The organism is Nocardia sp. NPDC055029 (assembly GCF_053608525.1).
In genome coordinates this window covers 102,103-121,414 of sequence record NZ_JBSGVQ010000009.1, presented here as the reverse complement: position 1 = coordinate 121,414, position 19,312 = coordinate 102,103, and the positions used below count along the sequence as shown (strand labels likewise).

At 69.2% G+C, this 19,312-nt stretch carries 18 protein-coding genes; 8 read left to right on the top strand and 10 right to left on the bottom strand.

Annotation, left to right across the window (positions count from 1 at the left end):
- Positions 1–332 precede the first annotated feature (332 nt).
- Together ACWF9G_RS11365 and ACWF9G_RS11360 are read left to right on the top strand one after the other, a co-directional pair.
- Positions 333–1,607, top strand: a complete 1,275-nt coding sequence (locus ACWF9G_RS11365; RefSeq protein WP_379304782.1) for a hypothetical protein — start codon at positions 333–335, stop codon at positions 1,605–1,607.
- Positions 1,598–2,440: an Abi-alpha family protein gene (locus ACWF9G_RS11360; RefSeq protein WP_452514973.1), complete on the top strand. Its 843-nt coding sequence runs from the start codon at positions 1,598–1,600 to the stop codon at positions 2,438–2,440. Before ACWF9G_RS11365 ends, ACWF9G_RS11360 begins: the two co-directional genes overlap by 10 nt.
- Before the next feature lie 80 nt (positions 2,441–2,520).
- On the opposite strand, the gene ACWF9G_RS11355 is transcribed toward ACWF9G_RS11360, so the two are convergent.
- A complete protein-coding gene (locus ACWF9G_RS11355; protein WP_379304778.1) occupies positions 2,521–4,311 on the bottom strand; it encodes an ABC-F family ATP-binding cassette domain-containing protein in 1,791 nt (596 codons plus the stop codon).
- Between the two features lie 101 nt (positions 4,312–4,412).
- Between ACWF9G_RS11355 and ACWF9G_RS11350 the strand changes: the two genes are divergently transcribed.
- Positions 4,413–4,553: a hypothetical protein gene (locus ACWF9G_RS11350; RefSeq protein ID WP_379304776.1), complete on the top strand. Its 141-nt coding sequence runs from the start codon at positions 4,413–4,415 to the stop codon at positions 4,551–4,553.
- A 15-nt stretch (positions 4,554–4,568) separates the two neighbouring features.
- Here ACWF9G_RS11350 and ACWF9G_RS11345 read toward each other — a convergent pair whose 3' ends face one another.
- Positions 4,569–5,504 (bottom strand): 4-(cytidine 5'-diphospho)-2-C-methyl-D-erythritol kinase, encoded by a 936-nt coding sequence (locus ACWF9G_RS11345; protein ID WP_379304774.1) that lies wholly within the window; start codon positions 5,502–5,504, stop codon positions 4,569–4,571.
- A 176-nt stretch (positions 5,505–5,680) separates the two neighbouring features.
- Here ACWF9G_RS11345 and ACWF9G_RS11340 point away from each other — a divergent pair, with 176 nt between their 5' ends.
- Entirely contained in the window at positions 5,681–5,890 is a 210-nt protein-coding gene (locus ACWF9G_RS11340; protein WP_452514970.1) for a heavy-metal-associated domain-containing protein, read from the top strand.
- 350 nt (positions 5,891–6,240) lie between these two features.
- Here ACWF9G_RS11340 and rsmA read toward each other — a convergent pair whose 3' ends face one another.
- The 5 genes from rsmA to ACWF9G_RS11315 all read right to left on the bottom strand — a co-directional run bounded on the left by rsmA (position 6,241) and on the right by ACWF9G_RS11315 (position 12,044).
- Positions 6,241–7,122: a 16S rRNA (adenine(1518)-N(6)/adenine(1519)-N(6))-dimethyltransferase RsmA gene (gene rsmA / locus ACWF9G_RS11335; protein WP_379304770.1), complete on the bottom strand. Its 882-nt coding sequence runs from the start codon at positions 7,120–7,122 to the stop codon at positions 6,241–6,243.
- A gap of 34 nt (positions 7,123–7,156) precedes the next feature.
- Positions 7,157–8,311, bottom strand: coding sequence for a lipase family protein (locus ACWF9G_RS11330; protein WP_452514968.1), 1,155 nt, complete (start codon positions 8,309–8,311; stop codon positions 7,157–7,159).
- Positions 8,312–8,427: 116 nt separating this feature from the next.
- Positions 8,428–9,552, bottom strand: a complete 1,125-nt coding sequence (locus ACWF9G_RS11325; protein ID WP_452514966.1) for a lipase family protein — start codon at positions 9,550–9,552, stop codon at positions 8,428–8,430.
- Between the two features lie 337 nt (positions 9,553–9,889).
- Positions 9,890–11,017 carry a transglycosylase family protein gene (locus ACWF9G_RS11320; RefSeq protein WP_452514964.1) on the bottom strand — a complete coding sequence of 376 codons (1,128 nt, stop codon included), beginning with the start codon at positions 11,015–11,017 and terminating at the stop codon, positions 9,890–9,892.
- Between the two features lie 172 nt (positions 11,018–11,189).
- Positions 11,190–12,044 (bottom strand): TatD family hydrolase, encoded by an 855-nt coding sequence (locus tag ACWF9G_RS11315; RefSeq protein WP_452515060.1) that lies wholly within the window; start codon positions 12,042–12,044, stop codon positions 11,190–11,192.
- A 1-nt stretch (position 12,045) separates the two neighbouring features.
- Here ACWF9G_RS11315 and metG point away from each other — a divergent pair, with 1 nt between their 5' ends.
- Positions 12,046–13,614 carry a methionine--tRNA ligase gene (gene metG, locus ACWF9G_RS11310; RefSeq protein WP_452514962.1) on the top strand — a complete coding sequence of 523 codons (1,569 nt, stop codon included), beginning with the start codon at positions 12,046–12,048 and terminating at the stop codon, positions 13,612–13,614.
- A 43-nt stretch (positions 13,615–13,657) separates the two neighbouring features.
- On the opposite strand, the gene ACWF9G_RS11305 is transcribed toward metG, so the two are convergent.
- Both ACWF9G_RS11305 and soxR read right to left on the bottom strand, forming a co-directional pair.
- On the bottom strand, positions 13,658–14,410 hold the full coding sequence (locus ACWF9G_RS11305; RefSeq protein WP_379304760.1) for an isocitrate lyase/PEP mutase family protein: 753 nt from the start codon (positions 14,408–14,410) through the stop codon (positions 13,658–13,660).
- Between the two features lie 40 nt (positions 14,411–14,450).
- Positions 14,451–14,936 (bottom strand): redox-sensitive transcriptional activator SoxR, encoded by a 486-nt coding sequence (soxR, locus tag ACWF9G_RS11300; protein WP_379082948.1) that lies wholly within the window; start codon positions 14,934–14,936, stop codon positions 14,451–14,453.
- A 133-nt stretch (positions 14,937–15,069) separates the two neighbouring features.
- Here soxR and arcA point away from each other — a divergent pair, with 133 nt between their 5' ends.
- Complete coding sequence (gene arcA, locus ACWF9G_RS11295; RefSeq protein ID WP_379304757.1) at positions 15,070–16,311, top strand: arginine deiminase; 1,242 nt, start codon at positions 15,070–15,072, stop codon at positions 16,309–16,311.
- A gap of 6 nt (positions 16,312–16,317) precedes the next feature.
- Complete coding sequence (locus tag ACWF9G_RS11290) at positions 16,318–16,677, top strand: GntR family transcriptional regulator (protein ID WP_379304755.1); 360 nt, start codon at positions 16,318–16,320, stop codon at positions 16,675–16,677.
- A 1-nt stretch (position 16,678) separates the two neighbouring features.
- Here ACWF9G_RS11290 and ACWF9G_RS11285 read toward each other — a convergent pair whose 3' ends face one another.
- Positions 16,679–18,253: a dolichyl-phosphate-mannose--protein mannosyltransferase gene (locus ACWF9G_RS11285; protein WP_452515058.1), complete on the bottom strand. Its 1,575-nt coding sequence runs from the start codon at positions 18,251–18,253 to the stop codon at positions 16,679–16,681.
- 144 nt (positions 18,254–18,397) lie between these two features.
- On the opposite strand from ACWF9G_RS11285, the gene rsmI reads away from it, so the two are divergent.
- A complete protein-coding gene (gene rsmI, locus ACWF9G_RS11280) occupies positions 18,398–19,288 on the top strand; it encodes a 16S rRNA (cytidine(1402)-2'-O)-methyltransferase (protein ID WP_379304753.1) in 891 nt (296 codons plus the stop codon).
- Positions 19,289–19,312: the final 24 nt, after the last annotated feature.

The following is a 19,312-nucleotide window of genomic DNA, read 5'->3' as shown; positions in this document are numbered from 1 at the left end:
TTGCCCGACCACGCCTCAGGCACAGTGCATACGCAACGCGCCCCCTGAACGCGCCGATTGTGGCCTGTCACCAACTGTGGTGGTGCTCATTGTTCCGACTCGCCAGGGCGAGTACGGCATTCGGGACAGGTTCTGTGACTGATGTCTCAGACACTACCCTGTGGCCTGGCGCACGACGAATGGACCCAGTTCCGCAACTCACAGTAGGGTCACCTCGCCATGGGGGTGCTAATTTTGGTTGCCGGTGAAGGAGGTGGTCACCGGATTACGGCAGGAGGGTGTCGTTGTTGGAGAGTGTGTTCGGGTTACACCCGACACTCCTGCTCGAGATTGTGACCATTCCTCTTTTCACAGGAATCATCGGTTACATCACCAACTGGACCGGCATTTTGATGCTGTTCCAGCCGATCAAGTTCTATGGCGTCAAGCTGCCGGGCCTGCGCGCCGTCTTCCCGTACCTGCCCAAGCGGATCCAGGTGTTGCCGCTGCTCAGCTATGACGGCCGGATCGGCTGGCAGGGCATCGTGCCCTCGCGCGCCGACAAGATGGCCAGCATCGCCGTCGACAAGGGGCTGTCCAAACTGGGCAGCGTCTCCGACTTCTACCGTGAGCTCGATCCGGAGAAGCTGGCCGAACATCTGGCCGATGTCGCCGACGCGCAGATCAGCGACATCGTCGAGGTGATCCTGCGTCGCGAGCACCCCCAGCTCTGGTACAACCTGCCCACCCAGGTGCGCGAGATGGTGCATCAACGGGTGCGCTCGCAGCTGCCGGAGATCCTGCGCGAACTCACCATCGAGCTCGGCACCAACATCGATCAGCTGCTCGACGTGAAGCAGATGGTCATCCGCTACTTCCAGGCCCGCCCGCAACTGCTCAACCAGTTGTTCCAGGTACTCGGCGCCAAGGAACTGCGGTTCATGCAGAACTTCGGCTTCTACTTCGGCGCGCCCTGCGGCCTGCTGCTCGTCCTCGCGCTGCACACCACCGGCCTCTCGCCGCTGATCGTGCTGCCGATCGGCGGCATCATCATCGGCTGGGTGGTGAACTGGGTCGGCATCAACATGATCTTCGCGCCCGCGCTGCCCAAGTGGTGGTGCCCGTGGCGGCAGGGCCTGCTGATCAAGCGTCAGCCCGAGATCACCGCGGGCTACGCCGAACTCGTCTCCACCGAGGTCGTCACCGTCGCCAACATCGGCGACGAACTGCTCAACGGCCCGCGCTCGGACCGCACCCTGCAGATGCTCGAGGACACCCTGCGCCCGGCCGCCGATCGCGCGCTCGGCCCGGCGAGGCCCGCGGTGAAATTCATGCTCGGCAGCCGCGAATACGATTCGCTGCAGTCCACGATCACCGCCGAGGCCATGACGATCGCGCCGATGGCCTTCGCCGATCCCGCGTTCAATGTCCAACAGGGCAGGCAGGTCAACGAATACATCGCCCGGCAAATGTCCGCACTTTCCCCGCACGACTTCGTGGACATGCTGCGTTCGGCCATCAAACAGGACGAATGGTTGCTTTTTGTCCATGGCGGCGCGCTGGGGCTGCTCGCCGGATACGCTCACATCCTGGTCTTCGGAACAGGAGTAGCGACGACATGGATGTAGACGACGGGACCCCGTCCACCGAGCTGGTGCGACGGCCGGTACCGCCGATCGAAACCACCGGCGACAGACGCGGCGTGCTGCCCGTCTCGCCGGTGCGTACAGTGCGTGCCGCGACCGGTGTCGCGCGGGTCGCGCTCACCGCGGCCTCGGGCATGACGCTGTGGACCCTCGACACCGCGCTCGGGGTGACCGTCACCGTCCTGCGCGGCAGCATCGCCGGTAACCCGCCCAAGGAAGTCCTCGCCGAGGCCGAAGGCGAAGTGCGCGACCGGCTCCGGCACGCGCTCGGCCTGCCGACCGGCGGCGAATACGACAGCGACCCCGGCACGCCGACCCTGCGCGAACAGGGCGCCAAACTGCTGCGCCTGTCCGCCAGTACCCAAGCGTCCCAGCCGGATACACACCCGGCCTATCCCGGCATCCTCGCCGAGATCACCCCGGACGAGGCACGGATCCTGCGGTTCATGCACGTCGACGGTCCGCAGCCAGCGCTCGACGTGCGCACCGGCCGTCAGCGCGCGTTCGGCGGAGAACGCCTGATCAGCGGCCTGACCCTGATCGGCGAGCACGCCGGCCTGCGGTTCCCGAACCGGGTCCCGCAGTACCTGTCCAACCTGCGCAGGCTCGGACTCATCGAGTTCACCCGCGAACCGGTCGGCAACCCCAGCCGCTATCAGCTCATCGAGGCGCAGGAACAGGTCCGCGACGCCATGAAGCGCGGGTTCGGCACCAAGGTGAGCTACCGCAGCATCCTGCTCACCGAGTTCGGCGCCGACTTCGTCCAGACCTGCCTGCCCGTAGTCATCAGCGACGGCCGAGAGACCGCGACCTAGTACCGCGCTGAACGTTCACTTTCCCGCCGATCGGTCGAAACGGTCTGAGCGTTCGGTGAATGCTCAGCGCATGCCCGGCCCTAGTTCTCCGCCAGCTCGGCGAGTTCCATCCAGCGTTCCTCGGCCGCTTCCTTCTCCGCGACGACCTCTTTGAGTTCGCCGCCGAGTTTCACCAGCTTGTCCGGGTCGGTGGCGGCGTCGGCGAGGGCGACGTGGAGTTTCTGTTCGCGCTCGTCGAGCTTGGCGATGGTGCGTTCCAAGCGGGACAGTTCCTTGCGGGCGGCGCGGCGGTCGGCCGAATCCGTGGTCGCTGCGGCCGGTTTCGCGGTGACCGGCTTGGCGGCGGTGGCCAGGGTGGCGCGCTTGGTGAGGTACTGGTCGATGCCGCCGGGCAGGTTGGTGAGCTTGCCGTCGCCGAACAGGGCCCAGGTGGAATCGCAGATGCGCTCGACCAGGTAGCGGTCGTGGCTGATGACCACGAGCGTGCCAGCCCAGTTGTCGAGCAGGTCTTCGAGCTGCTGCAGGGTGTCGATGTCGAGGTCGTTGGTCGGCTCGTCGAGCAGCAGGACGTTCGGTTCGGCCATCAGGATGCGGGTCAGCTGCAGGCGGCGGCGTTCACCACCGGAGAGGTCGCCGACCGGGGTGCGCTGGCGGGCGGGGGTGAACCCGAGCCGTTCGGCCAGCTGGCCCGCCGAGATCTCCTTGTCGCCGAGCATGATTCGCTGAGCGATCTGCTGGACCGCCTCGAGCACCCGCATATCGGTGGGCAGGTCGTCGAGTTCCTGGCGCAGCCAGCCGATCTGCACGGTCTGGCCCTGGATGCGCTTGCCCGTGGCGGGTTCGACGTCACCGGCGAGCGCGCGCAGCAGGGTGGTCTTGCCCGAGCCGTTGACGCCGACCAGACCGACCCGCTCGCCCGGCGCGAGCCGCCAGGTCAGGTCGCCGACCAGTTCGCGGCCGTCGGGGGTGGCGAGGGTGGCGTCCTCGAGTTCGATCACCACGCGGCCGAGCCGCTTGCGCGCGAAGGCGGCCAGCGACACCGAATCGCGCGGCGGCGGCACGTCGGCGATCAGCGCCTCGGCGGCCTCCACGCGGTAGCGCGGCTTGGAGGTGCGTGCCTTGGCGCCGCGGCGCAGCCAGGCCAGTTCCTTGCGGGCCAGGTTCTGGCGGCGGGACTCGGTGGCGTCGGCCTGACGGGCGCGTTCGGCGCGGGCGAAGATCCAGTCGCCGTAGCCGCCCTCGTAGGTCTCGACCTTGCCGCCGACGACCTCCCAGGTGCGGGTGGCGACGGTGTCGAGGAACCAGCGATCGTGGGTGACGACGACGAGCGCGGTGCGCCGATCCACCAGGTGCCGCGCCAGCCACTGCACACCCTCGATGTCGAGGTGGTTGGTCGGCTCGTCGAGGACGAGCAGGTCGAGGTCGCGCACCAGCGCGGCGGCCAGCGCGACGCGACGGCGTTCGCCGCCGGAGAGGTTGGTGACCGGGGTGTCCAGGCCGAGGTCTGCGATGCCGATGCCGTCGAGCACCGAGCGGATGCGGGCGTCGGCGGCCCACTCGTGTTCGGCGATGTCGGCGGTCGACAGGTCGTCGGACAGGCCCGCGAGCACGATGGAGCCGATGGTGGCGCCGTCGGGCAGCACGCCACGCTGGGTGACCACGGCCATCCGCAGCCCACCGACGCGGCTCACCCGGCCGCTGTCGGGGGCCTCCAGCCCGGTCAGCACCTCGAGCAGTGTGGTCTTGCCGCCACCGTTGAGACCGACCACCCCGATCCGCTCTCCCGCGTGAATGCCGAGGGATACGTCATCCAGCAGCGGCTTGACACCGAAGCTCTTGGAGACCTGCTCGAGGTTGATCAGGTTGGACATAGGTGTTGCTCGCCCGCCTTCCGCGTGACTATCCGGCCGTCCGAGCCTACTTGCCCCGGTCGTCGCCGGTCCGGCCCGCTCCGCCTTGCGCTACGGACGAGGTGGCATCCGCGCTCGGCGCCGGGGTCTGCGGTCACACCGACAACGACGCGGACCAGATCGACCGGCTCGCCGACATCATCAGCTCATCCCGTCGCCGAATCGGCGACGTCACCTGTCTGCGCCGGCCGCGCGCCGACTGACTCGGCGACCGGTGGTCAGCGCTTGCCGTGGGCCTCGGTGTCGAGCACGCGCGCGCCGGGCACCGGGCCGCTCGCGGTGCGCACACTGCGGCACACGCCCGCACCCGCCAGCTCCGCCGCTACCGCGATCGCCGCCTCCTCGGTGTCACACAGGAACGCGCAGGTAGGCCCTGACCCCGACACCAACCCCGCGAGCGCGCCCGCGCCGACACCGGCCCGCAGCGTGCGCCGCAGTTCGGGCTTCAGCGACAGCGCCGCGGCTTGCAGGTCGTTGCCGAGCAGCGGCGCGAGCGTCTGCGGATCGCCCGCGGCCAGCGCCTGCATGAGTTTCTGCGGGTCACCCAGGCGCGGCGGATCGCCCTCGGCGCGCAGCCGGTCGAGTTCACGGAACACCGACGGGGTGGACAGGCCGTCCTTGGCGAGTGCGAGCACCCAGTGAAACGTGCTGCGTGACAACACCGGGAGCAGCCGTTCGCCGCGGCCGGTGCCGAGTGCGGTGCCACCGTGCAGGGCGAACGGCACATCGCTGCCGAGCTCGGCCGCCACCGCGGAGAGCTCGTCGCGGCCGAGGCCGAGGTCCCACAGCTCGTTCAGGCCGACCAGCGTCGCGGCCGCGTCGGCGCTGCCGCCCGCCATGCCGCCCGCCACCGGAATACCCTTGGCGATCGCGATCTCCACCAGGGGCGCGCGCCCGGCCAGATGCGCCAGCCGCACCGCGGCCTTCCAGACCAGGTTGGTCCGGTCGGTGGGCACCTCGGCGGCGCTCTCACCGCTGACCCGCACGGCCAGCGAGGCCGACGGGGCGAGTTCGAGCTCGTCGGACAGCGACAGCGCCTGGAAGACAGTGGTCAGATCGTGATAACCGTCCGGACGCAGATCACCGACTCCGAGATGCAGGTTCACCTTCGAAGGCGCGCGCACGACGACCGGGCTGGGCACAACTGACAGCACGATCACCAAGCGTAACCGGTTACACCGACGAGTACGCATGCCGAATCCCGACCCGCAACGCGATCCCGCGCACACGGGCGCGAGACAGGGTTGCGCAAGGTACCCATGGGGGGTATGTTCGTTCCTGTCGGGGACATACCCCAGGACCGTATGATCGAACAGCGAAGGAGTCGGCCATGGCCACCACCACCTACACCGTCACGGGGATGACCTGCGGACACTGCGTGAGTTCGGTCAAGCAGGAGATCGGCAAGATCGACGGTGTCACCAGCGTCGACGTCGACCTCGCGAGCGGCCTCGTCCGTGTCGACAGCGCGAACGAGCTGTCCGAGACCGATATCGCGGCCGCCGTCGACGAGGCGGGCTACGAACTGGCTGCGTCCTAGGCGGCCGGCGCCGCGTGTTTTCGGCCTCGCGACCTCGCGTCCGACGGACGGTACTGCGCCTTCGGCGTTCCGTCTCGCCCCTCGGACGCGAGGCGCCCGAAAACCGCATGCGTTAACCAGCGGTTCATCCACTGCTCGGGACGCCGCGAATCATCCACAGCGTCATCCACATCTGTGCCACCTGGCGCAACAGCGTGGATATTCACCCGCTACCGGGTACGCGGCCCACAGACCATGATCAACTCCGGCACCGGCGAAAACCTGTTGTCCACAATTGCTTTCACAGGCCGTGATGCCGAGGGCCGATGAACAGCCGGTGTACTGCGGGTTCTCGTGGAGGAACCAGCGATTCAGCTCTGCGCGGCCAAGCGGACGAAAGCCGCCGTATCCAGCGTCTCGCCCCGCGCGGTCGGATCGATACCCGCCGCCACCAGCCTGCGCTCAGCCTCCGCCGGCGAGCCCGCCCAGCCGGACAGGGCCGCGCGCAACGTCTTTCGGCGTTGCGCGAACGCGGCATCGATCACCTCGAACACGCGACGGCGATGCGCCTCGTCCATCGGCCACGGCGGCTCGGCGTAGCGATCGATGCGGACCAGGCCCGACTCGACGCGCGGCACCGGCCAGAACACCTGCGTGCCCACCGCGCCCGCCCGGCGCACCGTGCCGAAGAAACCCGCCTTGACGCTCGGCACGCCGTACACCCGGCTACCCGGTTCGGCCGCGAGCCGGTCGGCCACCTCCGCCTGCACCATCACCAGCGACACCGTGATGCTCGGCAGCACGGCGAGCAGGTGCAACAGCACCGGGACCGCCACGTTGTACGGCAGGTTCGCCACCAGCGCCGTCGGCGCGGCGGGCAGCTGGTCGGGGCGCACCCGCAGGGCGTCGGCCTCGACCACCTGCAGGCGGTCGGCCAGGCTGGGGGCGCGATCGGCGACGGTCTCCGGCAGATAGTTGGCCAGCACCGGGTCGATCTCGACCGCGACCACCCGGTCGACCACATCGAGCAGCGCCAGGGTCAGCGAGCCGAGACCCGGCCCGACTTCGAGCACGGTGTCCTGGGCTCCGACACCTGCCGCGGCGACGATGCGGCGCACGGTATTGCCGTCGTGCACGAAGTTCTGCCCGAGCTGCTTGGTCGGCCGGACGCCGAAACGCTCGGCCAGCGTCCGCACCTCGGCGGGACCGAGCAGTGCGGCGCTACCGCGCGCGGGAATCTCTGGTTCGGGCACCGCTAGAACCTACCAACCCGGCCGATCGAGCAGCTCAGCGCTGCGGCGGGGCGGCATGGACACGGTCGAGGAAGGCGTCGATCGCCGCGCGCTGCTCCGGCGAGATCGACCCGTGCCTGCCGTTTCCGGGGACCACCTGCTGGTCGACGCCATTGGCCGCGAACTGCGCGACCAGCGCCGCGTGCAGTGGAGACGGCACGATCGTGTCGGCGACGTTCATGGTGAGCAGGACCGGCGCGTCATATCCGCTGGTCGGCAGGGTCATGTAGGCGGCGAGCACGTCGCGCAGCCCAGCGAGCGGGCGCGCCAGCAGATCACGCGCCCACAGGCCTTTCGTCGAGGCGATGATCTCGTCCAGGCACCGGTCGCCCGCCGCGTCGATCAGCGAGCGGCCCAGCGGTGTCAGATAGGAGTCCACGTCGGCCTCGGGATGGGTGGCGCGCAGCCCGGCCAGGATGCTGACAACGAACGACGTGGCCGAGGACAGCACCGAGATCTCCGGCAGCTCGGGACCGATGAACGGCAGCACCTTCTCCACATCGGAGGCAGCGTCGACGGCGACGGTCCCGCGGAAGTCCAGCTCGGGCGCGTAGCTCTGCTGCACGTGCGCGGTGCTCAGCGCCGCGTGCCCGCCCTGCGAGATGCCGAGCACGCTCCAGGTCCGCGACAGGTCGGGATCGGCGGCGCGGGCGGCACGAACCAGATCGACGGTGGCGGTGGCCTCGCTGCGCACCTCCAGGTACGGATGCGGGCCGGTCTCGAAACGGCCGAGGCCGAGATAGTCGGGGGCGACGACGGCGTAGCCCTGGTCGACGAACCGCTTGATGAACGCGTCCTCGGCGCCGCGCTGCAGGGGCAGCGGCGCCAGTTCGGGGTCGGCCTGGCCGCCGCAGCCGGGACCCGAGCCCGAGGTGCCGTGGTCGTAGGCGAGGATCGGCCAGCCGGTGGCGGGCGCGTCGCCCTCGGGCAGGAACAGCGCGCCGCTGGCCGGGCGCAGGGTGCCCGCCGAGTCGGTCATCCAGTACTCGACGACCGACCCGCGCGCCATCCCGTGCCAGCCGTCGGGTTCGGGCTGCACCGAGATGATCGCGCCCGGCGCTTGTGCCGCCGCGGGGGCGAAACCTGCGGCGAGCAGCGCGCTCACGGTGACAGCCGCGACGATCGCGGCGCGTATCGGGGTCTTCGGCAACGGATCCAGCTCTCCACCAGGCGACAGTTCCTGGACGAGTGTACAGATCGGCGGCGGTTCGGCCTGGCACATCGAGGAGTCACCCAAATTCGTTGCGCCCCTTGGTTATTCGACTGTCAGCGGCGCGGCGGCGCGGTGTTGACCCGCGCGACGAACCCGTCGAGCGCGTCCCACATCTGCCGGCTGAGCACGGTGTGCTGACCGAATCCGGTCACCGCCTGGAAGTCGACACCGCCCGCCGCGAACTGCGCGACCAGCGCGGCGTGCAGCGGCGACGGCACGATCGTGTCGGTCGCGTTGATCAGCAACAGGATCGGCGCGTCGTATCCGCTGGTCGGCACGGTCATGTACTCGGTCAGCGCGGTCCGCAGCGGACCGTCCGACAGCGAACGGGCGAACAGGTCACCGAACCCGAGCCCCTTGACGTTCGCGACGATCGCGTCGACGCACTGCCCACCCGCGGCATCGAGGATCTGCTTGCCCTTCGGGGTGAGGTAGGAGTCGACCTCGGCCTCGGGATGGGTAGCGCGCAGGCCGGCCAGGATGCTCACGGTGAAGCCGGTCAGACCCGCGGTGCCCTCGACCTCCGGGAAGGCGGGGCCGAGCAGCGGCAGCACCTTCTCCACATCGGAGGCGGGGTCGACGGCGACGATGCCGCGGAAGTCGAGCTCGGGCGCGTAACTCTGCTGCACGTGCGCCGTGCTCAGCGCGGCGTGCCCGCCCTGCGAGGCGCCGACGGCGGTCCAGGTGCGCGAGAGGTCGGGGTTGGCCGCCCTGGCGGCGCGCACGAGGTCGATGGTGGCGGTCGCCTCGCTGCGGACCTCGAGGTACGGGTGCGGGCCGGTCTCGAAGCGGCCGAGGCCCAGGTAGTCCGGGGCGACGACGGCGTAGCCCTGGTCGCCCAGGCGCGCGATCAGCTGGTTCTCGGCAGCCCGATTGACCGGCAGCGGCGCGAGTTCGGGATCGGCCTGGCCGCCGCAGCCCGGACCCGAACCCAGGGTGCCGTGGTCGTAGGCGATGACCGGCCAGCCGGTGGCAGGCGCCTGGCCCTCGGGCAGGAACAGCGCGCCGCTGGCCGGACGCTCGGCGCCCGCCGAATCGGTGGTCGTGTACTCGATCACCGAGCCACGGTCCATGCCGTGCCAGCCGACGGGTCGCGATTCGGTGGCGAGCACGCTGCCCGGTTCCGCCGCGGCGGGAGCGATCACCGTCCCCGGCGGGTTCGCGTTCGCCGGCGTCATCGGCGCGCACACTCCCACACCTGTCGACAGCACTGCCACAGCAGCCGCCCGCCGCCAGGCCAAAACCCCACCCATCACAACCACCCTCGACTCGTCGACGAGCCGAAACCGCACGAGCACAGCGGCCCCAGCGAAACCGAGTGGACGGTACCTTGCACCGCCATCCAGTCAACCCGACCCGCCGAGCGCACCCTGAAGTCGCGACCTACCGAATTCCCGGCCCCGCGCCACAACTCGAGTCCGCCATAACCGCACTCCCAGCCCCGCACGACCCGACCTCGCGGAGGGTCCGACCGGTTCGCGGCCGTCCTGCCGAACGCTGGATCCGCAGACCCGGTCAGCTCAGACCGAGGCGACCCGTGCACGCGGGCCAGGCGCCCCACCCCTGACGGGCGCGGGTCACTTCGGCGATGGCGATCTGCTCTTCGCGGGTAGCCAGATCCGCACGCGGCGCGTACTTCAACCCGCCCTGTCGTTCCCAGGTGCTCTGGTCGAACTGGATGCCGCCGTAGTACCCGTTGCCGGTGTTGATCGCCCAGTTGCCGGTCGACTCGCAGCGGGCCAGCGCGTCCCAGATCGCACCGTCGCGGACCGGGGGCACCTCGGTACCGGGCTTGGCGCCCTTGCGGATGGTCTTGGGCTGGGCCGGGGTGATGACATTGGAAGTGGTCTGCACACGACCGGATTCGACGCCGTTGGTCATGGTGACCGCGAAGGTCGCCTCGTGCAGGCCCGGCACGCCCGGGTTCTCGACCACGGTGCGGCTCATGTTCATGGTGACGTCCTCGATCACCAGCTCGACGGGATCGAGCGGCAGCGTCTCGGTGCGCTGCTCGATCCGCTGCCGGGTGACGGTGACCTGCATGTCGCCGGTCAGCGGGGTGGTCGCGGCGGGCTCGGCGAAGTCCTGATCCTTCAGCGGAATGCCGGCCGCGGTGAGGAATTCGCCGACCGTCGGCGCCGCGAGCCGCACGTCCACCGGGGCAGCGCCACCGTCGAGCAGCGTGATGGTGCGCGGGGTGTAGACGCTGAGCGCGGCGCCGGCCAGCGGCAGCTTCTCGGTGCGGGTCGGCACGACGTGGGTGTCGGACGGGATCTGCATCTGGGCGAGCGCGTCGCCCGCGGTGATTCCGGTGGTCCACACCTTGCGCTCGGCGCCGTCGACGGTGATCGTGATCTCGCGACCGCGGTTGAGGGTGATGGTCGCGCCGTCGCCGACCTTGGCGCCGGCGGCGGGGCTCACCGCGTCGTGCTCGGAGAGCTCGTAGCCCGCGCCGGCCAGGATGGCGCGCACATCACGGGACATGGTGCTGTGCTCGATCCGCTCACCGTCGACAACGAGTGCGACCGTCTTGTGGTTCGTGATCGCCAGCGCGGCGCCGACCAGCAGAGTCAGCAGCAAAGCCGCCACCGCCGCGTACAGCAGCGGCGAGCGTGACGAGTTGATCCGCGCAAAAGCCGACATGGTTACAGAACGATAACGACTAGGTTTGCCCCAGACAACACCGAAGCGCCCGATCAGCGGGATCGCAGATCACGATTCGGTATAGACATCGCTGGTAGATAACGACCTGGGCGCCAGAAAGTGAGCCGAATCACGTTTGACGTCCAGCCCCCTGCCGATCAGACGAAACGGACTAGCGGATGCGATACAGCCGTCGCGCGTTCGCGGTGGTGATCTCGGCGAGCTCCGCCGGGTCCTGCTCGCGGACTTCGGCCAGCGCGCGCACGGTGTACGGCAGGCAGTACGACTCGTTCGGCGCACCGCGATACGGGTGCGGCGTCAGATACGGCGCGTCGGTCTCGACCAGGATCTGGTCGTCGGGCACCAGCTGGGCGGCCTCGCGAAGTTCGTGCGCGTTCTTGAAACTGACCGTGCCGGAGAAGCTGAGCACATAGCCCTCCGCCACGCAGGCCTGCGCCATGGTCGCGTCGGAGGAGAAGCAGTGGAAGATCACGGTGTCCGGCGCGCCCTCGTCGAGCAGCACCGTGAGCAGGTCGTGGTCGGCCTCGCGGTTGTGGATCATCAGCGGCTTGCGGACGCGTTTGGCCAGGTCGATGTGCCAGCGGAAGCCCTCGATCTGGGTCTCGATGTCGGCGCAGCCGTCGAGTTTGCCGGGCCAGTAGTAGTCGAGGCCGGTCTCGCCGACCGCGACCACCCGCGGGTCGGTGGCCAGGCGTTCCAGCTCGGCCTTGGCCTTGTCGTCCAGTGCGTTGGCCCGCGTGGGGTGCAGCGCGACGGCGGCGTAGACCCGCGGATCCCAGTTCGCCGCCTCGACCGCCCACTGCGCCGCGGCGAGGTCGTCGGCGACCGTCACCACGTGCCCGACACCGGCCGAGGCCGCCCTGTCCAAGATCACCGCGGTCGACTCGGCATCGGTCGCACCGCAGGCATCGAGGTGGGTATGCGCATCGATCAGCGGCGCGAGCGGGGGCGGAACAGGCGGAGCCGGACGATTCGTGTTTGGCACGCGGATTACAGTAGTTCGCATCATGAGCGCATCTGAAGGCGCCGAGGCGCCCGCCTTCTACGTCACCACCGCCATCGCGTACCCGAACGGTGCGCCGCATATCGGGCACGCGTACGAGTACATCTCGACCGACGCGATCGCCCGGTTCAAGCGACTCGACGGCTATGACGTGTTCTTCATGACCGGCACCGACGAGCACGGTCAGAAGATGCAGCAGACCGCGGCCACCGAGGGTATCCCGGTGCAGGAACTCGCGGCCCGCAACTCCGACGTCTTCGAGGCGATGGACAAGGCGCTCGACATCTCCTTCGACCGCTTCATCCGCACCACCGACGAGGACCACAAGGCCGCCAGCGTCGCCATCTGGGAACGCATGCTCGCCAACGGCGACATCTACCTGGGCAACTACTCGGGCTGGTACTCGGTGCGCGACGAGGCCTTCTACACCGAGGAGGAGACCACCCTCCTCGACGACGGCACCCGCGTCTCGACCGAGACCCAGACCCCGGTCACCTGGACCGAGGAGTCGAACTACTTCTTCAAGCTCTCGGAGTACCAGGACAAGCTGCTGGCGCTCTACGAAGAGCGGCCCGAGTTCATCGCGCCCTCGACCCGGCGCAACGAGATCGTCAGCTACGTCAAGGCCGGGCTGAAGGATCTGTCGATCTCGCGCACCACCTTCGACTGGGGTGTCCCGGTCCCCGGTCATCCCGATCACGTGATGTACGTGTGGGTCGACGCGCTCACCAATTACCTGACGGGCGTCGGCTTTCCGAACACCGATTCCGCCGGGTTCCAGAAGTTCTGGCCCGCGAACCTGCACATCATCGGCAAGGACATCACCCGCTTCCACACGGTGTACTGGCCCGCGTTCCTGATGTCGGCGGGCATCGAGCTGCCGGATCGCGTGTTCGTGCACGGGTTCCTGTACAACAAGGGCGAGAAGATGTCGAAGTCGACGGGCAATGTCGTCGACCCGCTCGCGCTGGTGTCCACCTACGGCCTGGACCAGGTGCGTTTCTTCCTGCTCCGGGAGATCTCCTACGGCCAGGACGGCAGCTACAGCAACGACGCCATCGCAGGCCGGATCAACAGCGACCTGGCCAACGAGTTCGGCAACCTGGTGCAGCGCAGCCTGACCATGGTCAACAAGAACTGCGACGCGAAGGCGCCAGCCCCCGGTGAGTTCACCGAGGACGACCGCGCCCTGCTCGACCGCGCCAACGCCCTGCTGGACAAGTGCCGCGCCGAGTACGACGTCCAGCAGATGCACCTGGCGCTGGAGGCCATCTGGCTGACCCTGGGCGAGACCAACCGCTACTTCTCCGCCAACGCGCCGTGGGCGCTGCGCAAGTCGGGCACCGAGGAAGACCTGGCCAGGATGGCCACGGTCCTCTACGTCACCCTCGAGGTGGTCCGCATCGTCGCGATCCTGGTGCAGCCGGTGATGCCGGGTTCGGCCGCCAAGATCCTGGACCTGCTCGGCCAGGAGGGGCGCACCTTCGCCGATATCGCCACTCCCCTCGTCGCCGGTATCGACCTGCCCGCGCCGGAGCCGGTGTTCCCGCGCTACGTCGAGCCCAAGGAGTAGGCCGGTGTGGCGCACGGCATCTCACCGTGCGCCACACCGCATCTCAGGTCCAGGCGGCGAGTAGCTTGCTCGCTTCGGCGCCCAGCGCGGCCTGCAGGAACGGACCGAAGCTGATCCGGGCGACGCCGAGTTCGGCGAAGTGGTCCTTGGCCGGAGTCCCCGGCTGCCCGATCGCGTTGACCGGCAAGGGCAGTTCGCTCGTGAGCCTGCGCGCCACGTCGTCGGCATGCATGCCCACCGGGTACAGCACGTCGGCGCCCGCCTCGGCGGCCAGTGTCAGCCGGGCGATGGCGCGGTCGACGCGGTCGGCCTCGTCCCCGTCCTGGCGCAGGAACAGATCCGTGCGCGCGTTGACGACCACGTGCACCCCCGCCGCGTCGGCGGCCGCGCGCAGCCCGCGCACGAGCTCGGCGTGCTCCTCGGGAGTGCGCAGCCGCTTGCCCTCGCTGTGCACGGTGTCCTCGATATTGAGCCCGACCGCACCCGCCGCGAGCAGGCCATCGATGAGCCGCGCCGGCTCGAGCCCGTAGCCCGATTCGATGTCGACCGACACCGGCACGTCCACCGCCCCGGTCACCTGGGTGACCCGCGCGAGCAGCTCGTCGTAGGTCATCCCCTCGCCGTCGCTACGCCCGACCGAGTCGGCAACCGGGTGACTACCCATGGTCAAGGCCGAAAAACCCGCGGCCACAGCGATATTCGCCGACCACGCGTCCCACACGGTCGGTAGCACCACCGGGTCTCCCGGCCGGTGCAGTTCGAGCAGAGTCTTCGCTTTCGCATCCAGAGAGGTCATACCGCGATGATGCCGCACCGCGCGTCTGCGCGCCGCCGGACTAGACGCAGCCGGTCCGCGGCGGGCAGTTCAGCTGGACATCGAGCACACGCGCGCCGGGGCCTTCGGCACCGAGCCGGTCGTGCTCGTTGACGAGCTTGCACGAGCCCAGCGACAGGCAGCCGCAGCCGATGCAGCCGGTGAGGTTGTCGCGCAGCCGGGTGAGCTGGACGATGCGGTCGTCGAGATCCTCCCGCCAGGTGGTCGAGAGAGTCTCCCAGTCGCGGCGGGTAGGCGTGCGTCCTTCCGGAAGCCGGTCCAGCGCCGAGCGGATCTCACTGAGCGGGATCCCCACCCGCTGCGAGATCCTGATGAAGGCGACCCGGCGCAGTGTTTCGCGAGCGTAGCGACGTTGATTGCCGCTGGTTCGACGACTCGATATGAGACCTTCGCGTTCGTAGAAGTGCAACGCGGACACTGCAACTCCACTACGCTCGGATAGCTGCCCGGGGGTCAGCTCCTTCGTTTGCCAATCGGCCGTCGTCATCTGCGCTCCTCCCGTTTTCGCCCTCAACAATACTTGAGGTTTTCGTGTCGTGTACGAAAACGGCTGGACTCTCCCCTGGCCAGGTCTGCGGGTCTTCCGTGCCGACGCGGGCTCCTCGGATTACGGTTTCCGCATGGGAACCGCCCCCGACTCGCGCCTGGCCGTCACCTCCGAGGTCGGCACGCTCCGGACGGTGCTGCTGCACCGGCCCGGCGACGAACTGCGCAGGCTCACCCCGAGCAACAACGATCAACTGCTCTTCGACGGCATCCCGTGGGTGGAACGCGCCCAAGCCGAGCACGATGCCTTCGCCGCCCTGCTGCGCGAACGCGGCGTGGAAGTGCTGCTGCTGTCCGAGTTGCTGGCCGAAACGCTCGAGGTGAGCGGCGCGGCCAGAATCCAGGGTATCTCGGCCGCCGTCGATGCCCGCAGGCTCGGGCACGGACTGGCCGACCAGCTCGCCGCCGAACTGCGCAAATTCGAGGCGCGCGAGCTCGCCGACATCCTGATGGCCGGGATGACCTTCGACGAACTGCCCTTCGGCCCCGACACCACCTCGCTGGTGCGCCGGATGCACCACGGCGCCGATTTCGTCATCGACCCGCTGCCCAACCTGCTGTTCACCAGGGATTCCTCGTTCTGGGTCGGGCCGAAGGTCGCGATCACCTCCCTCGCTCTACCCGCCCGGCACCGCGAGACCTCGATCACCGATCTCGTCTACGCCTTCCACCCGCGTTTTCTCGGCGTGCGCCGGGCCTACGAATCGCACACCGCGCCGATCGAGGGCGGCGACGTGCTGCTGCTCACGCCGGGTGTGGTGGCGGTCGGCGTCGGCGAGCGGACCACGCCCGCCGGCGCGGAAGCGTTGGCGCGCAGTCTCTTCGACGACGATCTCGCCCACACTGTGCTGGTGGTGCCGATCGCGCAGAACCGCGCGACCATGCACCTGGACACCGTGTGCACGATGGTCGACACCGACGCGGTGGTGATGTATCCGGGCGTGCGGGAGTCCCTGCAGGCCTTCACGATCCGCCGCGAGGATGGCTTCTCCGGGCGCAGCGACCTGGACCGGATCAGCATCACCGGACCCGAACCGTTCCTGCCCGCCGCGGCCGCCGCCATGGGCATCGCGCGCCTGCGGGTGATCGACACCGGCCGCGACGGGCCGACCGCCGAACGCGAACAGTGGGATGATGGCAACAACACGCTGGCCCTCGCGCCGGGCGTTGTCGTCGCCTACGAACGCAACGAGATGACCAACTCGCGGCTGACCGACGCGGGGGTCGAGGTACTCACCATCCAGGGGTCGGAGCTGGGCTCCGGCCGTGGCGGTCCGCGCTGCATGTCCTGCCCACTGGCCCGAGACGAGGTGTGAGCGATCATGTTCCACGTCGAGCTGTCCGCCGATTCCACCCAGCCGCCGTATGAGCAGCTGCGCATGGCCGTGATCGAACAGGTCCGTGCGGGCACGCTCACCGCGGGCACCAAGATCCCCACTGTCCGCGCGCTCGCCGCCGATCTGGGCATCGCCCCCAATACCGTCGCCCGCGCGTACCGCGAACTCGAGGCCGACGGGGTCCTCGAAACCCGGGGCCGCCAAGGCTCTTTCATCGCCTCCTCCGGCGACCCCACCCGCGATATCGCCGGCCGCGCCGCCGTCGACTATGTGACGACGATCCGCCGCCTCGGTCTCACCGACGCCGACGCGCTCGAGTTCGTCCAGCGCACCCTCGACAGCTGAGTCAGCGCCAGCTGGGTAGCCAGAGGTGGTCCTGCCAGCTGGCCGGGGTGATCGGCTGGGCGGTGAGGATCGGCCAGAGCCAGACGAAGTTCGCGATCACCAGGCCCAGATAGATGCTGACGATGAGCAGCCCGAGCGCGTACCGCTCGTTCACCGGGGCGGGCAGATAGGTGCCGGTCGGGCTGCGCGGTATCCCCGCAGGCCGGGCCGAACCGAGGATGTCGCCGAGGATCAGGGCGACGCCCATCGCCAGGAAGGGCGCGAGTACCACCGCGTAGAAGAAGTACATCTGCCGGTCGAGAGTGAGGAACCAGGGCAGCAGGCCTGCGCCGTAGCCGACCAGCACGGCGGCGTAGCGCCAGTCCTTGCGCACGACCGAGCGCCACACCATCCAGCCGAGCGCGGGCAGCGCCAGCCACCACAGCGCGGGTGTGCCGACCGCCATCACGGCCTTCACGCACTGCGCCTCGCCGCAGCCGGTGACGGTACCGTCGGCGTAGTAGTAGAGCATCGGGCGCAGGCCCATCGGCCAGGTCCACGGCTTGGATTCCCACGGATGGTGGTTGCCCGCCGAGTTGGTGAGACTCGAATGGAAGTCCAGGGTTTCGCCCTGGTAGTACCAGAGCGAGCGCAAGGCGCCAGGCACGAACGCGAACGGGCCGCCGGTGCCGATCTGGTTGCCGACCGCGTAGCGGTACACCCCGTTCTCGCTGGCGAACCATGCCCAATACGAGGACAGATACACCACCAGCGGAATGACGACCAGCGCGTACAGCGCCGGGCCGACGTCACGGACCAGCGTGCCGACCCACGGCTTGCGCACCCCGTACGCGCGCCGCGCGCTCACGTCGAAGGCCACGCTCAGCAGCCCGAAGAACATGATGAAGTAGACGCCCGACCATTTGGTGCCGCACGCCAGCCCGAGCAGCACGCCCGCGCCGAAGCGCCACCAGCGCACGCCGAGTCGCGGTCCCCAGTCGGTGATCCCGATCCGGCCCGCCACGTCGGCGGCGGCCATCCGTTCGCGGACCTCGTCGCGGTCGACGATCAGGCAGCCGAACGCGGCGGTCACCAGCAGCGCCATGAAGATGTCGAGCATGCCGATGCGGGAGGAGACGAAGGTCAGCCCGTCGGCGATGAGCAGGATGCCCGCGAACGCGCCGATCAGCGTCGAGCGCGACATCCGGCGCACGATCCGGATCACCAGCAGCACCAGCAGGGTGCCCGCCAGCGCCGCGGTGCCGCGCCAGCCCCACGCGTTGTAACCGAACAGGGCCTCGCTGATCGCGATGAACTGCTTGCCGACCGGAGGATGCACCACCAGCCCGTAGGCGGGGTTGTCCTCCACTCCGCCGCCGGTGACCATCTGCCAGGCCTGCGGCGCGTAGTGCTTCTCGTCGAAGACGGGGGTGCGCGCGTCGGTCGGGTAGTTCAGGTTCGCGAAGCGGGTGATCGCCGCGATCACCGTGAGCACGGCGGTGACCGCCCAGCCGCGGGCGGTGTCGAGCGGGCCGAAGTCGGGGGCGGGTCGCAGCGGAGCCGGCGCGACCAACGCCGCCGACCGCGACGGTGGCATCGCGCGCGTTTCGGTCACCGGGATCACGCCCCGATCGTAGGCGGTGCGCCCACCGAAGTCCGAGCCGACACTGTTCCCCCTTGTTTCCCGGCAGATGCGCGATCCGGCGTGGCGGGCCCGCCTGACAGAATGGCCGGACACCGCATGCACGCCCCGCCGCCGCACTCGATCGGTACGGCCAAAATACCGGAGAGGCTGGACAACACTGTGTTGGTCTTAGCGGCTACACCGATGGGCGACATCGGGGACGCGTCCCAGCGACTGCGGGACGCGCTCGGCTCGGCCGATGTGGTCGCCGCCGAGGACACCCGCAGGACCAAGTCGCTGGCGAAGGCCCTCGGCGTGGAGATCACCGGCCGGATCGTCAGCTTCTACGACCATGTCGAGACGGCCCGCATCCCCGCCCTGCTCGACGACATCGCGAGCGGTCTCACCGTGCTCCTGGTGACCGACGCGGGCATGCCCTCGGTCAGCGATCCCGGCTACCGGCTGGTCGCCGCCGCCGTCGAACGCGACCTCCCGGTCACCTGCCTGCCCGGCCCGTCCGCGGTCACCACCGCCCTCGCCCTGTCCGGCCTGCCGGTCGAACGCTTCTGCTTCGACGGATTCGCCCCGCGCAAGGGCGGCCAGCGCCGGGAGTGGTTGCGCACCTTGGCTTCCGAACAACGGGCGTGCGTCTTCTTCGAAGCGCCCCACCGTCTCGCCGACTGCCTCGCCGACGCCGTCACCGTCCTCGGCCCCGACCGTCGCGCCGCCGTCTGCCGCGAACTCACCAAGACCTACGAGGAAGTCGTCCGCGGCACCCTCGCCGAACTCGCCGCCTGGTCCGTCGAGGGCGCCCGCGGCGAGATCACCGTGGTCCTCGCAGGCGCCCAACCGGTTTCGGCCGACCCGGCCGACCTGGTCACCGAGGTGGAAACCCTGGTCGCAGGCGGCATGCGCCTCAAAGACGCCTGCGCCGAAGTCTCCGCAGGCCGCGGCGCCTCCCGCAAGGACCTGTACGAGGCAGTACTGGCCGCCCGCTCCGCCGAGTAGTCACCACCTGCGGGCAGGTTCGCT